General features: G+C 39.8%; 14 protein-coding genes and 1 pseudogene. 3 read left to right on the top strand and 12 right to left on the bottom strand.

Features of this window, described 5'->3' with window-relative positions:
• Positions 1 to 66: 66 nt before the first annotated feature.
• The 3 genes from RCG24_RS19465 to RCG24_RS19455 form a co-directional block, all read right to left on the bottom strand.
• The gene (locus RCG24_RS19465; protein ID WP_308077804.1) at positions 67 to 216 is read right to left on the bottom strand and encodes a type A lantibiotic; all 150 of its coding nucleotides are present in this window, start codon (positions 214 to 216) and stop codon (positions 67 to 69) included.
• A 217-nt stretch (positions 217 to 433) separates the two neighbouring features.
• Positions 434 to 1,021 (bottom strand): hypothetical protein, encoded by a 588-nt coding sequence (locus RCG24_RS19460; protein WP_308077803.1) that lies wholly within the window; start codon positions 1,019 to 1,021, stop codon positions 434 to 436.
• A 6-nt stretch (positions 1,022 to 1,027) separates the two neighbouring features.
• Entirely contained in the window at positions 1,028 to 1,915 is an 888-nt protein-coding gene (locus tag RCG24_RS19455) for a TetR/AcrR family transcriptional regulator (RefSeq protein WP_308077802.1), read from the bottom strand.
• A 248-nt stretch (positions 1,916 to 2,163) separates the two neighbouring features.
• Here RCG24_RS19455 and RCG24_RS19450 point away from each other — a divergent pair.
• Positions 2,164 to 2,847 (top strand): annotated as a pseudogene (locus RCG24_RS19450) (Tn3 family transposase); the annotation flags it as partial.
• 224 nt (positions 2,848 to 3,071) lie between these two features.
• Here the strand turns inward: RCG24_RS19450 and hpf are convergent.
• A complete protein-coding gene (gene hpf, locus RCG24_RS19445) occupies positions 3,072 to 3,611 on the bottom strand; it encodes a ribosome hibernation-promoting factor, HPF/YfiA family (protein WP_202656280.1) in 540 nt (179 codons plus the stop codon).
• A gap of 269 nt (positions 3,612 to 3,880) precedes the next feature.
• Between hpf and RCG24_RS19440 the strand changes: the two genes are divergently transcribed.
• A complete protein-coding gene (locus tag RCG24_RS19440) occupies positions 3,881 to 4,375 on the top strand; it encodes a spore coat protein (RefSeq protein WP_202656281.1) in 495 nt (164 codons plus the stop codon).
• A gap of 182 nt (positions 4,376 to 4,557) precedes the next feature.
• Here the strand turns inward: RCG24_RS19440 and RCG24_RS19435 are convergent, their stop codons facing one another.
• The 7 genes from RCG24_RS19435 to RCG24_RS19405 form a co-directional block, all read right to left on the bottom strand.
• Positions 4,558 to 5,274 (bottom strand): ComFC family protein, encoded by a 717-nt coding sequence (locus RCG24_RS19435; protein WP_202656282.1) that lies wholly within the window; start codon positions 5,272 to 5,274, stop codon positions 4,558 to 4,560.
• A gap of 66 nt (positions 5,275 to 5,340) precedes the next feature.
• Positions 5,341 to 6,831: an ATP-dependent helicase ComFA gene (locus RCG24_RS19430; RefSeq protein ID WP_308077801.1), complete on the bottom strand. Its 1,491-nt coding sequence runs from the start codon at positions 6,829 to 6,831 to the stop codon at positions 5,341 to 5,343.
• A 166-nt stretch (positions 6,832 to 6,997) separates the two neighbouring features.
• Positions 6,998 to 7,837 carry a DegV family protein gene (locus RCG24_RS19425; protein WP_202656286.1) on the bottom strand — a complete coding sequence of 280 codons (840 nt, stop codon included), beginning with the start codon at positions 7,835 to 7,837 and terminating at the stop codon, positions 6,998 to 7,000.
• A gap of 164 nt (positions 7,838 to 8,001) precedes the next feature.
• Positions 8,002 to 9,495: an aldehyde dehydrogenase family protein gene (locus tag RCG24_RS19420; protein WP_308077800.1), complete on the bottom strand. Its 1,494-nt coding sequence runs from the start codon at positions 9,493 to 9,495 to the stop codon at positions 8,002 to 8,004.
• Positions 9,496 to 9,574: 79 nt separating this feature from the next.
• Positions 9,575 to 10,549: a PDR/VanB family oxidoreductase gene (locus tag RCG24_RS19415; protein ID WP_308077799.1), complete on the bottom strand. Its 975-nt coding sequence runs from the start codon at positions 10,547 to 10,549 to the stop codon at positions 9,575 to 9,577.
• Positions 10,550 to 10,579: 30 nt separating this feature from the next.
• The gene (locus RCG24_RS19410) at positions 10,580 to 11,098 is read right to left on the bottom strand and encodes a dimethylamine monooxygenase subunit DmmA family protein (RefSeq protein ID WP_308077798.1); all 519 of its coding nucleotides are present in this window, start codon (positions 11,096 to 11,098) and stop codon (positions 10,580 to 10,582) included.
• Between the two features lie 25 nt (positions 11,099 to 11,123).
• Positions 11,124 to 12,110: a heme-dependent oxidative N-demethylase family protein gene (locus RCG24_RS19405; RefSeq protein WP_308077797.1), complete on the bottom strand. Its 987-nt coding sequence runs from the start codon at positions 12,108 to 12,110 to the stop codon at positions 11,124 to 11,126.
• Positions 12,111 to 12,412: 302 nt separating this feature from the next.
• Between RCG24_RS19405 and RCG24_RS19400 the strand changes: the two genes are divergently transcribed.
• Complete coding sequence (locus RCG24_RS19400) at positions 12,413 to 14,281, top strand: sigma-54 interaction domain-containing protein (protein ID WP_308077796.1); 1,869 nt, start codon at positions 12,413 to 12,415, stop codon at positions 14,279 to 14,281.
• A gap of 178 nt (positions 14,282 to 14,459) precedes the next feature.
• Here RCG24_RS19400 and RCG24_RS19395 read toward each other — a convergent pair whose 3' ends face one another.
• Positions 14,460 to 15,983, bottom strand: a complete 1,524-nt coding sequence (locus RCG24_RS19395; protein WP_308077795.1) for an APC family permease — start codon at positions 15,981 to 15,983, stop codon at positions 14,460 to 14,462.
• Positions 15,984 to 16,040 lie beyond the last annotated feature (57 nt).

Below are 16,040 nucleotides of genomic sequence, written 5' to 3'. Positions count from 1 at the left end.
CATCCCGTACCATACATACGGGATGAACCTTAACTTAGACTGTTCAATTCATCGCTATTTTAGATATTATTTGTTCCCGCATCCAAAAGAGATGCAGATAGCAGTTGGACAACGGCGAAGAGACTGCCTAATAATTGTTCCAATTGTATTTGGCTGTATTTCTCCTTGGAGTTTAACTGCGTTTTTTTGAATGTCTAAATCAAATTTCTTTTCCATTTCTATTCCTCCAATATTTTTAATTGCGATCGATCACAATTAAAAATTTAGTATATCAACCTCATGTATGTCAACTTCTCCCATTTTAAGAATATATTAACAATATTTTATGGTGGAATTTTGTATTTCTAAAACTTTACTTGTATTACATTCTTCTAACATTATTGCTTTGTTCTTGACTTTTCTGTTCATTTACATATATAAGAAAACGACTCCCTCAAGAGGAAGTCGTTTTAGATTTTGGCTTAATTTTCTCTTTATTGTCAATTGCTGTACCATATATGATAATCACAAAGCTTAATGCAGTATTAACGAACATGTTAAGAATTAACAGAAGAATTGGAAATTCAATATTTGGTTTCCAATAGGAATTCATCAAATTAATTAAAAGCCCAATTATGATTGTGTGAATGGTTGCCCCGATAACCTTAACTATCGGATTCTTATGCTTAGCTGCATATATAGCAAGGGGAGCTAATATGATCATACTTGTATAAGATATAATAGCCAGCCAACTCCCTAATTCAATGGAATAATCAGGAATCAGTGAAGGCAATACCTTCATGATCAACTTTAAGCTAAACATATAAAAGCTCAAATAAAAAATTATTCCTATTGTATTTAAAAAGAAACGTTCTACAATCAGATTCAATATTTTATATTGTTTTTTTCTAATTTCATATATTATTTCAGCAGCAACAACAATGATTATAATTCCTAACATAACGTATAATTGAGTTCCTGGTATATTTCCCTTAAAAATTTCTATTAAAAATTTTACAACCTCGATTAGTTCACCCAACATTTAAATTCACCTCTTATTATTTTCAAGTTTTTCAAAAACTTCAAGTAAATTCTCCGCAATGAATTTCACTTCATTAACCTGGGCGATATTTCGTAACATCCCTTTTACGATGATGATATCTGGGTTCTTTTTCTTCATTTCACTATTGATTAAAATAAGCGATGATTCTACTTCGCGAATGGAATCTGGGGACAGATAAACGCTTTGAATAATTTTATTAATAGAGCAGAGCTTTTCGTAGATTTCACCGATGTAAATGTTTTTATCATTTGCCTCTACTCTCTGCAAATAGTTTTCGCTTAAAATTGGTTCTATCTCTTTGCTTTTGAATCCATTAAATACACAAACAATCGTGTCTGATATAAAACCAACCAAATCATCAATAGAAATATCGGCGCCATCCAGGATGACAACTGCAGAGTATTCCTCAATCAGACTATTTAGAATAATAGCCATATCTAATACACAATGATTCAATTCTTTTCCACCAACATATTTCATCAGTTCTTGAAATCTACGGTAGATTTTATTCCGTTTATCTTGAATAAACCCGATTACTGATTCATCATTTATATTCTGTTCCTTCATTTGCATGATAAGGAAATCTTCATGTTCTAAAGCAACCGACAAATAGCTCTTTAAAACGCCGTGCAAATAATCTATTCTCTGGTCAAACGTTCCTTTTACATGGGGGGGTTCCTTACCCAAACTTTTATAAAGACAATCTAGGTAATGTTCATAAATAGCTACAAGGATGCTCTTCTTTGAGGAAAAGTGGGTATAAAGAGTCCCCCGTGCGATTCCTGTACAATTTGCTATTTCTTGAACATTAGTCAAATGATAACCTTTTTCCGAAAATAGTTTTAAGGCTGCTTGGATAATTTTCTCCCTCATTGTCAACACCCCAATAATAGATAGTCTATTTTAATAATTGAACTGAACAGTCTAGTCGATGCAAATTTTATACTTAAATGGATAAATAATCAATATATATTTATGGTTAATTGGAAAAAAAAACAAAAGCATCACTATTTCTTATATGCAAAGTAAAAAACTATTCGTCAATATTATGAAATGGCGGCCTTAACAGAACTCAAAAACCATATCCGTTCTGGTGATGTTTAGGTTGAAGGCAGTCGGCTACGGATCAAGTTTTTGGGTTAAGTCATTTATTGGGATTCCGTTTCGCACCAATGCTAAGAGATATAAGTGACGCAAAGTTATATACCATTTCTTCGCCTAATGACTTTCCAAATATAAAAGGCATATTACGAGGCAAGATTAACACGAAGGTCATTAATGAAAATTTTGATGATGTATTAAGGCTGGCACATTCAATTAGGGAAGGAAGGGCTTCTGGGTCATTAATGATGGGAAAACTAGGCTCATATGCAAGACAAAGCAACATTGCAACAGCACTTCGGGAAATTGGAAGAATTGAAAAGACAATTTTTATTCTTGACTACATTACGAATGAAACATTAAGAAGAAGACATCTTGGGTTAAATAAGGGAGAAGCCATGAATGGACTAGCCGGTGCCCTATTTTTTGGTAAGCGTGGGGAATTAAGAGAGCGTGGTGTACAGAATCAACTACAAAGGGCAAGTGCTTTAAATATATAATCAATGCGATAAGCGTTTGGAACACGGAGTTTTTAGGAGAAGCAACAAAAGAATTTAAGAAGAATCATGCCCTGAAGGAGGAATTACTCCCACATATTTCACCACTGAGCTGGGAACATATTAATCTTCTTGGGGGAATACAAGTTTGATTCAAATAAAATACCTGCTAACATGCTAGATGCTAGACCTTTGAAAAATAATTAATCAATAACAAAAGCCAAATCCCATTGCGTACAGGTTCTTGGCTTTTTTATGTTGAATTTTGTTTAGCGTTCAAAATTTCCGAAATGTTGGCGGTACCCCATATTGGGTTAGCAGGGAATTAAGCCGGCGCAAGTAACGACTGCCTATCCGCAAGCAATTCCTGCTTATTTATTAGCCAAAAAACGCTGCCTGGAAACAGGGGCAGCGTTTTTTGAGAACTCTAATTATTGTGCTTCAATTAAGCCATAGCGGCCGTCTTTACGCTTGTAAACCACGTTAGTGCGGTTTGTTTCAGCGTTAGTAAATACATAGAAGTTATGACCTAACAGGTTCATTTGCAGAATCGCTTCTTCACTGTCCATTGGCTTTAGATCAAAGCGTTTTGTACGGACTAGCTCTAGTTCATCATCGTCATGAACATCGTTATTTGTATTAGTAAATTGGAAAGGAACGGTCCCTTTCTCACGGAATTTGCGGTTAATTTTTGTTTTATGTTTCCGAATTTGACGCTCTAGTTTGTCACCAATCAAGTCAATCGCCGCATACATATCAGAATTGGTCTCTTCCGCACGTAAAACTAAATTTTGCAGCGGAATGGTGATCTCAACCTTTGATGTTTTATCTGGATTGAATCTAAGATTAACATTTACTTTTGCATCGGGTGCTTCAGTAAAATAACGCTCCAATTTAGAAATTTTCTTTTCAACATATTCTCTAATTGCTGGAGTTACCTCAATGTTTTCACCACGTACGTTATAGTTCATCTGTGGATTCCTCCTTTTTTTAAGGCTATGTAGTTACATTTCTATTTTACCCTATGATTCTCCTGCTAATTAGGAAGAAATTATTTGTCGAATTATTGACAAAAACATTGGGTAAATAGTGACAATGCTTCAACACCACCTTTTCCTGGGAAGGTAATTTTATACCTGAGCAACGGCTCAATTATATTTTAATATTACAAGGGACAACTTTCCAGTAAAAAGGGCCATGAATAAGGTAAATTGATGTAAAAATTAAGGAGGGCCCCGTGATGACTCAAGAAGAGAGAAGACTGCTTGCCTGGCACGAAACATTGGAGCTGCATGAATTAGTTGCTTTCCAAGCAACCGGATTAATGAAGTTAAAAATGTCAATTAATAAAGTAACCGATAATGAATTAAAGGAGCTTTATCGAAAAGGTATTCATGATCTTGAAACAAATTTGAATGAACTGCTTAAATTTTACCCACAGGCGCAAGGCTATCAATCGCGTGACAATGATGCTCGTGAAGACTTGGGCTTTTTCGCTGCTGACTTGCTCGCCCTTTCCAAAAGTTTGGTGCGAAATCTTGCGGCGGCGATTACGGAAACAGCAACACCTTCATTGCGTAAGGTTCTAACCCGTCAGCTTACAGGCGCCATCCATGGCCATGAAAGAGTATTCAACTACATGCACAAACACGGCTACTATCCGGCCTACGACTTAGGCCGCCTACTCGGCCACGACATCGAAAACGCCAACAAAGCCCTAAAAATGCGCTATTGAAATATCTTGATGGTTCCTTCACTGGTGCCTGACACCACTCGTGGACATTTGTCCGTATGGGATGGACACTTTGGCAAAAAATGTGTCCATCTCCAGTGGACAAAATGGCGTTTTTGTCTTTTTGTGGTGCCTGACACCACTATTGTTGACACCACTATTGTAACGCACCACTATTGACACGATTATCGGGCAAGCGTTACCGATTGGATGCTTTGGGCTCCTGCTTGTTTGAGCAGTTTTGCTGCGTGCCTTACGGTTGAGCCGGTGGTGTAGACATCATCGATGAGAAGAATCTTTTTATCTTGGATATCTGCTTCGGGGATGAGCTTGAATACTTGGGGATGGTGGATCCGTTCTAATCTTGACTTTTTTGATTGTTTCTCTGAATGGATGCGGGTGAGGATTTCCGAAGAAGGCAGACCCGCTTCCACCAACAGTGCAGACGCTTGATTAAAGCCGCGCTCATACAGCCTTACTTCGCTTAAAGGTATCGGGACAAATAAATCAGCTTCCAGGTTCTTTATGACCTCCTTTAAATAAGCAGCAAACACTCTGGCAAGTGCATAATCGCCGCGAAATTTATACTTAGCAATCACTTCTTTTACAAACTCATTGTAAAGAAATAACGAGTAGTTTTTTGTCAAAAACCCCTGCCATTGCCCATCCTCCTCCCAACGGAAACAATCGTGACAGAGATCGCCATCGCGAAATTTCTCTTCAACCAAACATAATGGGCGGCCACAGATTCGGCATGTTTCCCCGGAGATTTTCTCCAGCTTCCCTTTACATTCGGTGCAAATCAGCCGTTCTTTTTCTACTGAAAAAATTGCTCTCCAGCCAATCTCCGGCATCATCCGCTGATGACAAATCAGACAATAATTTTCTGGAAAAAGAACCATTTGAAATATCCCCTTTCTTACAGGTGTATTAGTCTTAGAATCCCACTGGCTTTAGCCGTGGGAGTGTTACAGATCAATCAACTTGCGCTTAACACCTTCTTTGTTCATGGATACAATTTGCCGCTGCGCACTTACCATTGCCTCAGTTTTTCCATAGTGGAAAAAGGTCACCACCCCATCAGGGAAGTCCTTACTCCTGCCGGCTCGACCAGCGATTTGTACCAGGGCACTTTCGCTAAAAATGTCATCCTCCGCTCCGACAACCGCAACATCGATATTAGGGAAAGTAACGCCCCGCTCGAGAATCGTAGTCGTCAGCAGCAACGCGATTTCCTTGGAGCGCATTCTTAATACTTTTTCTTTCCGTTCAGGATCTTCGGCATGAACTGCTTCAATATTGGGGACAAACTTTCTTAGAATGTGGAGGGCTTTTTCCATTAGCGGAATATGTGGAAAAAAGACTAGCGCCTGTTTGCCGACCTCCAGCCGTTTTTGAATCCATTTGAGTAGATTTGTCGGGAGTTTATTTTGCTGAAGCTGCTTTTGCCAATTTCCGCACCAGACGAATTCAGGGACAGGCAGAGGATGGCGATGGAACCTAGCGGGGATGACGGTAAATGCTCTTTTTCCGGAAAGGCATTCCTTTTGCCATTTGACATTCGGGGTAGCCGTTAAGTAAACAATCGCCGACTCCGGTTTGCGTGCCTGAACCGCTGCATATTGAAGCGATTCCTCCACTGTATAAGGAAAGGCATCAACCTCATCTAAAATGAGCGCATCAAAGGCATGATAAAAACGCAGCAGCTGGTGGGTAGTTGCGATCGTCAGCGGGGCGTACGTATGGCGGTCCTGGCTGCCACCATAAAGTGAAGCAACCTCTATCTTCGGAAATGCTGCTCTTATCCGGGGAGTAAGTTCAAGCACGACATCTGTTCTTGGGGTTGCAATACAAATTCTTTTGCCGGCTGCAATCCCGGCCTCAATCCCGGCAAACAGCACCTCTGTCTTCCCCGCTCCGCAAACTGCCCAAATTAACCACTCTTTCTCTTGCAATATCGCTTCAGTCACCCGATTGGAGGCTTCCAATTGACCTTCGGAAAGTGCCCCTTGCCAATCCAATATATTTTGTGGTGAGCCGGTGTCAGGAACCGGGCCATTCCAGCCAATTAACGGTGTACATTCACTGATTCGCCCCATCATCAGACAATGCCGGCAATAGCGGCAGATTTCACCACAGCGGGCACATGGGAAAGTCGCGAACCAGTGTGGCTCCTGATTGCCGCACCTGGCACATAACAGCTTTTTTCCGTCGTATTCAATTCCTTTGCGGCAGGTTATGTAACCATTGTCATAATGGGCTTGGATTTCTGCGAGTGAGAACGGGAGATCATCTAATAGGAGTTGTTTTCCGGTTAAGAATAGCTGGAGTTTGGGGTCGAATGGAAAATTGGGATTTAGCGGAGGCTGAGGGATATCTGGGATTTCCGAAATGCGCTGAGAGTCCTTTGAAAAACTTTTCTGGAACGTCAGCCTGCCATCTTTTAGGAGAAAACGCATAGCGGCACCTTCTTTTGGAATAATTTAAATACCTTTGAATTGCTTTGACATAGAATGTCAAAATCCCTCCCCAAAAGTGAATGATATTGTTAAATTTGTTTGAACTTTAACGATTAAGAAAAACCATTCCAGCAAGACCGGAATGGCAGCAAATTCAATTTCGGTTTTATTTCTTCATCCACCCCATCCCCATCGAGCCTTCGCCAAGGTGGGTGCCGATGACTGCGCCGAAATAGCTAATCGAGAATTCAACGTTGGGATACATGGCAGCCAGCTCATCACGCCATTCCAGCGCTTCTTGTTCACGGTTAGCGTGAATGATCACGGCGCGATATTGCCCGCCTTTAGCAGCGTCTTCTCCCAACAAATCGGCAATTCGCTTTAAAGCCTTTTTCCGTGTTCGAATTTTTTCAAACGGAACGATAACCTTATTTTCAAAATGCAGCAGCGGTTTTACCTGTAACAAACTTCCAAAGAAGGCTGCAGCTCCCGACAGACGGCCGCCGCGCTGCAGGTGTGATAAATCATCTACCATAAAATAAGCACGTGCTGTTGCTTTCAATTCCTCCAAGCGGGCGATAATCACCTCAGGGTCCTCGCCCCGTTCAGCCCATTCCGCAGCTTCTAAAGCATAAAAACCTTGAACCATGCAGCTAATTTCAGAGTCAAACGCATATACCTTTATCCCTTCCACCATCGTACCTGCTGTAATTGCCCCTTGGTATGTGCCACTAATACCGCTGGACAGGTGGACGCTGATAACTGCGTCGTAATCTTCAGCTAAATTCTCAAATAACTCGACAAATTGGCCAATTGGCGGTTGTGATGTAGTAGGCAGTTCCTTCGTCTTGACCTCTTCATAGAACTGGTCCCAGGTGATATCGATTTCTTCTTGATAGACCTCATCCCCAAAAATTACATTCAACGGGATCATATGTATATTCGCTTTTTTTCGCATTTCCTTTGGAATGTACGCGGTACTATCGGTTACTACTGCCGTTTTCATATCGCAACCATCCTTATCTTTTTCTACTAACTATCTACATAGTTAATATTTTATCCGAAAAGGAGAGAAATTGCATTAATTAACGCGAAAACAGTTAATAACTAAAAAGAGGTTGATTCAAAGACAGCTGCTATCTTTAAACCAACCTCTTTTCTCATTCCTTATTATTTGTTTGAAAACCAGCCTGTTGGTGCTACCGCCAGATTAATGTTAATTTGTTTTACTTCTTGGAACTCTTCCAGCCCAAAGGTTCCAAGACTTGAACCTATACCACTTTGTTTATATCCATGCCATGGTGCTTCATTATAGGTTGGGCCATACGTATTAATCCAAGTAATACCAGCCCGTACTTCCTTTATTACCCGCATTGCTTTGGCACCATCTGATGTGAATACACCACCTGCAAGGCCATAGATCGTGTCATTTGCCAGTTTAATGGCTTCTTCCTCATCTTTAAATTTTTGAATCACGGCAACAGGCCCGAAGATTTCTTCTCTTACAATTCGCATCTCCGGAGTTACATCGATGAACACAGTTGGTTCAACAAAAAATCCTTTGTCTAACCCATTTTCCGTCAGACGGTTACCGCCGCAAGCGAGCGTAGCACCTTCTTGTTTGCCAATTTCAATATATTCTAAAATGGTATTCAATTGTGCTTCACTAACAATGGCCCCCATTTCAGAGCCTTCTTCTAATCCTGGTCCCACTTTGATATTTTTAGCGCGTCTGACGAACTCCTCAACAAATTGATCATAAATGCTGTCTTCGACAATAATTCGGCTTCCCGCAGAACATACTTGACCGGAACCAAAGAAAATACCAACTAAGGCATTATCAACAGCAGCTTCGAAATCGGCATCGGCAAAAATAATATTTGGTGACTTGCCACCCAGTTCAAGCGAGATTTTTTTCAAATTGCCTGCAGCATTGCGCATAATGCTTCTACCAACTTCAGTGCTTCCGGTAAATGAAACCATATCGACATCTGGGCTAGCCGCTATTACCTCACCAATTACAGAACCTTTTCCTAATACCAGATTCACGACACCTTTAGGAACCCCAACCTCTTCAATGATTTCAACCAGTTTCGTCGCTGTTACTGGAGTTACCTCAGCAGGCTTATAGACAATAGTGTTTCCAGCTGCTAATGCCGGAGCAAATTTCCACACACTCATTAAGAATGGAAAGTTCCATGGTACAATTAGTCCTGTAACCCCAATTGGTTCACGAATAACCATTGCTTGTACCGGATCGGCAACATGGTACGTTTCTCCATCCGGAGTTCTAATCAGACCTGCATAATAGCGGAAACAAGATGCAGCATCATGGATATCAATATCGGCCTCCGCTTTAATTTTTCCATTATCTTTTACTTCAAGTTCTACTAGCTCATCATGTTTTTCATCGATTTTATCGGCAATTTTCAGGAGGTATTCCGCACGTTCTTGTGCACTGATCTTAGACCAAATACCGCTATTAAAAGCTTCCTTTGCCGCTTTAATGGCTTCCTCCGTTTCTTCAACGGTTGCTCTGGGAGCGATCGCAATTAATTCACCATTTGCTGGATTCATCACCTTATTGGTATCTTGATTACTGGAAAGCCGCCATTCCCCATTAATATACATTTTTAATTCGATTACTTGAGTGGTTGTTGTCATAACGATCGCCTCCGATTATATTAAATAGCTCTTCAAGAGCGTGGTACAATTGGCATAAAATATGAATCTATTAAAAAAGTTACAGTTCCAGAACAAGCTCCTTTTCGGATTCTTTGGCTCTGGAGCAACAAGTTAAAATAACTTTCTTTAACCCCCTTTCATGATCTTTGTAGAAGTGGTCACGATGATCCACTTCTCCTTCCACCACCTGCACTTCGCAGCTTCCACATCCGCCTACTCTACAAGAATGGGGAGCCTGAACCCCAGCCTTTAATAGCGCTTCTAATAACGTTTCCTTTTCAGAAACTGCCACTTTCTTATTGCTGTTCGTCAATTTTACAACAAAAGGATTTTTGGGTCTTTCATCAGCAATAGCAAATAATTCAAAATGAATCGCATGGCTTGGGTAACCATAGCTTTCAGCGGCTTCTCGAAACTCTTTTACCATTGAAGCGGGTCCACAGAAATAGACATGTGAGCCAATTCGATGTTCAGCCAGTGTAACAGGTGTCATTTTTTTCGGAATCTTTGTTCTAGAGAAATAGAAATGACATTTTCCAGGATATTTTGCCATTAAATAATCATAAAACGCGCAATCCGCTTTTGTTCTTGCTGCATAATGCAATTCGAAGGATTTACCTTCAGCTGTTAAATCTTCCATCATTGTCATAAATGGAGTAATCCCGATTCCAGCTGCATAAAACACGTGATGTTTTGCTGCTTTAAAAGCCAGTGGGAAATGGTTTTTTGGCCAACTGATTTCTAACCGATCTCCCACTTTGATTTCATCATGCCAATAAACAGAACCGCCTCTTGAATGGTCGTCTTTCCGAATAGCAATCGCATATTGGGTACGGTCGGTTGGATGACTAACAAGTGAGTAGTTCCTTTCAATGGTCTCAGCGCCATTTTTTACATAAGTGGCAATATGGGATCCCCCGGTAAAGGCAGGCAGTAATTCCCGATCAGCTGGATACAAGTGGAAGCGCTTTATAAGTTTTGTTTCCTGAACTATTTTTCCTACATATACTTCAATCTTTCCGAATGCTTTCATCAAAATCACTCCCATCGTTATGTCCTTCCGTTAATTTGTCGTTGCAAAAGCAGGGTTGTAAGGATAGCCAATATATCCTTTGCGCTCTCTTGAGAAGAAAGGGCCAATTTCCAGGCTGATTTGGCAATGGCTGCAGATGATATCCGTTTCTTCTTCTGCTGCTTCTTGCAAATGATAGCATTTTAAACAATAAACATAACGTTTCTTCTTGCCAGAAATTAGTGTCTGAATTTCACCTTCTGAAAAGCCGGCCTCAATGGCCGCTGCAAAAATAGATACAGCATCCTCCCATTTAGCTGAAATATAAAGTTGCGTTCCCATTTTTTGCCGATCTAATATTTCATTAACATGGCTCAGTTGGATTTCATCATTAACCTCAATGAGCTCATATTCTATTTGACCATTTATTTCGTCAATCAATTGTTGGATGGCGTCTGCTTCTTTTGGTTCAGCAGAAATAATCAGTATTTTTCTGCCATTCTGTCTTACTGTAAATTTTTCTACAATGGTTACCGATTGATCGAATAATACCGGGCTGCTATATACCACTTTTCATACCCCCAATCATTAAGACTTAGTTTACTTGCCATTCCAGTTTTTCGACTAAGTTTTTCAAATATTCTACTGTAGGCTCAATAAATGGCGTAAACCCTTTATAATCAGCCATTGGTTTTGGAATGTCTGATAGAATCGAGTAGGTTTGCTTCAGCCATTCTGGCCTTAATACTAAATCTTTCATTGCCAGGAACTGCGTATTTAACACGAACAAAATCGCATTACTTCTTGGCATACGATAGAAAAATTGTTCTTCTACACGTAGTCTTACGAGATCGCCGGCATTTTCAGGAGTGACCAAAAAGCGTGTTGGCCCCCAAGTATCAAAGGTTTCATAGTTTACATCCCAACGATTCGCCATCAAGTTCCAGTTAATTCTCGTCCAAGGTTCGCCTGGTAAAACATTGCGAATTAAGAAATTGCGAACTCTTTCAGCCAGCGGCACACCCGTGCGTGACACAAACGGCACCGGTGCGTGAATTTCGTCAAAGGTCATTCCTTTATTCCAGTGAGGTGAGAATAAAGCGGCATAAGATTCTTGGGCGACTTCCAAATATAGATTACCATCTCTGTGAACCATTAAAACGAAGTCCGTGGTGAAGTGACGGCCAATTAAATCAAGCGGCTCAAGCTCGATACTTGATGCATCTCCAAAAATAAACGATTCCGTTTCATTTAAGATGTAGTTATGGAAAGTCCAATGATTACCGTTCTTTTCCACCTGGAAGTGCTCCGGATAGCGTTCAACCGCCATTTCAATCAGCATTTCTACTACTTCCCATTGCATTTCCATCGTATGTGGATAGGATTGGAATCTTACTGCAGGCTGTTCTTTCAGTAATTCTCTTTTTCTTTTGATTTGTTTTTCATATTCTGGTGTGATGACAACACAATTTGTATGGTCCTTTTCAAGTTTTCTTAAGTCGTTGGAATACCGATAGTTAGAACCTTCTTTAATATTATGAAAAGGGTAGGGAAATAGATCGAGATTAGTTGATTCGTACACACTAAATTCCTCCTTTGATTTTGGATCATAATATAATTTTTCGGATAAATTATCAGAAAATTATATTATTTACTTCACTAGTAATGCAATAACTGTGCCAATTTTAAAATATTGATTTCCTAAGTTTTTATACCTTTGCAATATTGTTAAAATTTCATTTACAAAATATTCATTCAATATTGAAATCCTTACCATATCCATTTCCTATATTCCACAAATTCATATTTGAAACTTCGATTCAAATATGAAATAATTTATTTAGAATAGTAGAAAAATTCAAACTACTGAAAAGGAAGTGTTCGATGGGAGTGTCCATGATTTTAGCGAATGAACAATTACTTCAAGCCTATCAATCAATTATTCTATCCATTTACAATGAAATTATTGTAACAGATAAACAGGGAATGATTTTATTTCGGAGCGGAAAACTGCAAAACTTTTGGTCTACAAACACGACCTCCTTGCAAGGAAGAATGTTTACCGAGCTCGAGGAAATTTCATTCTTTGGTGATCCCATTTTAAAATTATTAAAAAGCGAGGTACATTCTCTTCAATTAAAGGCATGGAATGGCAGTCATATTCTCATTACCGTATTTACATCCAATCATGCGGGTGAAGAATTAATCATATGGGGATTAAAAAGTATTTCCGATCATGTCATAGAGCCAATGGAACTATCCGATGACACAAATACCCAACAAACTTCCCCGATTGTCGTCCATAGTCCAAAAATGAAAGAGGTACTTCACACGATCGAAATGGTTTCAAAAGTATCTACAACCGTTCTTTTATTAGGGGAATCCGGTGTCGGAAAAGAAATGATCGCGAAAACCATTCATCAATTAGGAAATCGAAGCTCTAAACCGTTTATTGCCGTTAACTGCGGCGCCATTCCCGAGAATTTATTAGAAAGTGAATTATTCGGTTACGTCGGCGGAGCATTTAGCGGTGCTAACAAAAATGGGGCTCCCGGAAAATTTGAACTAGCAAATGAAGGGATCATTTTTCTCGATGAAGTTGCCGAAATGCCACTGAACTTGCAAGTAAAGTTACTTCGAGTTTTACAAGAAAAAGAAGTTACCCCATTAGGAAGCTCAAAACCGATTCATGTTGATGTCCAGATTATTGCTGCAACAAATCAATCATTAGAAAAAATGGTCAGAGAAGGACGATTCAGACAAGATTTATATTATCGGTTAAATGTCGTACCAATTGAAATCCCATCTTTAAGGGAGAGAACAGAGGAGATCCCGTACTTAATCTATCATTTCATAGCTAAGTATAATACGTTATATCAGCGAAACATTCATATTTTACCAGATGCGATTGATTTATTTTGTATTTACGATTGGCCGGGGAATGTTCGGCAACTAGAGAATACGATTGAACGAATTGTCGTCACGAGCAAAGAATTAAACGTGGATTCAAAACTAATTCACCATTATCTTCCATGGAAAAAGACTGAAATTGAAGAACCGCCGATTGTTCATCAAATAATGCCACTGCAAGAAGCAGTTGATTTGATTGAAGAACAGCTGATTAATATGGCTATGGAAAAATATAAATCGGTTAAACTTGCAGCAAAAGTACTCGATATTAGTCAACCTACAATGAGCAGAAAGTATAAAAAAATTCGTGAGAAATTACAACAGGCAGTTCTTTCTCCTTCCAATAAAAGACAAATACTAGAGCAACATTTAAATAAACAATTACGATCTATGGCGATTGTTACTTCAGCTGTCATTCTTCCGGAAGAAATCACTGAATTAGTGAATAATTCTAGTATTTCAACATCCACCCCCACTTATAAAAAGGTTCAAGAAAAACTAACCAAAATACGAGAACAAGAAGGAATCATTGAGTGGGTCTACATTTTTAAACCGGTAGATTATAACAAATTTCTTACGATTGTTGCCGATGAAGATTTTATCATTCCAGTGGGACATACATATGAAGGTCCGTCGGAAATGATGAAAGTTGCATTTGAGGCGATGAATGGGAAGCCAGGAGTAACCCCTTTATATAAAGATATTTATGGAGAATGGAAAACAAGTTTTGCTCCTTTAACGGATCATACTGGAAAAGTTTTAGCCATTATTGGGTTTGACCATACGAGATCGTATATTGAAACAGAATTAAAGAAAATAGAGAATATGTTAAAAACGCATTAGGAGATTTGCTCAACATTAGCCAAAAAAAGTATGGGGGGTTGAATGTGGAAAAGCCTCTTGGAAATACGAAGGATCCAATAGCTACTAGCGCCAAAAAAAGAGAGTGCCACTTTACAAAAGTTTTTGGAAGCACCCTCTTTTTTCATTTCTCTATTAACACCATTTGAAATATGATAGATCACTGCGCTTGTTTATGCGGAGAGACATATTTTTTTGGTATCGCATCATCATACGGCATGTCACTATGTCCGTAGCTGCGATGAATCATCATATAAAGTAATCCGAGACCAATAACAATGACCCCTGAAATGAGCACGATATAGTTGTCATACCAAGGTGCCTCCGGTGTTCTGGGCCAGCACATGTTGATCATTGCGATGATTCCGTAGATAAGCGCACCGATATTCACAGGCAGTCCCCACTTGCCCAATTGATACTTCCCGCTTGGCTTCCAACCTTTTAGTCTAGCTCGAAGTGCAGCAAGAACAACCATTTGGAATCCAATATAAATGCCAAATGATGCAAAACTAATGATCTTTGTGAGTGCATCTTCAGACACTTTTGAGCCAAGAACAATGATTGCTGGAACAATAGCTGCAAGAAGCAACGAATAAGGTGGAATGTGACGAGCAGGTGAAAACTTTTTTAAGAATCGGCTGCCGACAATCATATCATCACGTCCATATGAATAGGCTAGTCTGCTGGCTGCCGCTTGTAAGCTGATTGCACATGAAAGGAAAGAAATCAAGACAATCCCTAGAACGATCTTTGCACCAACTTTACCAAATGCATTTGTTAACAATGTATCAACTGGTGTAACGTCTTTACCAGAGATAACTGCTGGAATATCAGCAACGGAAAGCACTAAAGCAAGGCTAACAAAAACTGCGGCAGCCCCGCCAATATATATCGTCCGGCGCATGGCCTTTGGGATCAGAACACCTGGATTGGGTACTTCTTCTGCCACATCACCACAAGCCTCGAACCCAAAATATAGAAAAGTTCCAATTAATCCAGCTGCGGCAAATGCATAAAAGTAGTTATGGCCGCCCCCGGCACCAAAAGAATCAAATAACACCCCGAGACCATGATGTCTTTCTGTGGCAAGCAGCCAAAAACCAACTACAAGGGCACCGATAAGCTCAGCAGAAAAACCAATGACTGCTGCAGCTGCAAGAACTTTTGTGCCCAAAAAATTAATGATAGTCGAAAGTATAAGAATAACGATTGCACAAACAATGGTTGAGTTCACGGATATTTCAAAACCTAAAATCTGTGCCAGAAATGGCCCGGCTCCATATACAACACTAGAAATGGTTACAAACAAAGCAATTAAATAAATCCAGCCGGTCATCCACGCAAATTTGCGTCCCCATAATCTTCGGGCCCAAGGATAAACCCCTCCTGCAACCGGGAATTGTGCAACAATCTCACTAAAGACAAGGGCAACTAGTAATTGTCCGAGACCGCAGATGATAAGGCTCCAAATCATTGGCGGACCACCTTGCGCAAGTGCGTACGCAAATAACGTGTACACACCTACAACTGGGGAAAGATAAGTGAATCCTAGTGAAAAGTTTGCCCAAGGACTCATATCGCGGCGAAATTCAGATTCATATCCTAGTGAAGCCAAGTGTGCAGCATCACTATCAAGATGTTCTGAAGTAGGAACGCCTATTTTTTTGTTCGGATATTCTTGCATATTTTTACGCCTCCTTAAAGTGGTAGTAATATAGAGTAATCCATGCAAATCTTGTGC

The sequence above is a fragment of the Neobacillus sp. OS1-32 genome (genome assembly GCF_030915425.1).
GTDB classification, from domain to species: Bacteria; Bacillota; Bacilli; order Bacillales; family Cytobacillaceae; genus Neobacillus; species Neobacillus paridis.
The sequence above is the reverse complement of the archived record's forward strand: the minus strand, read 5'-3'. Positions and strand labels throughout refer to the sequence as shown.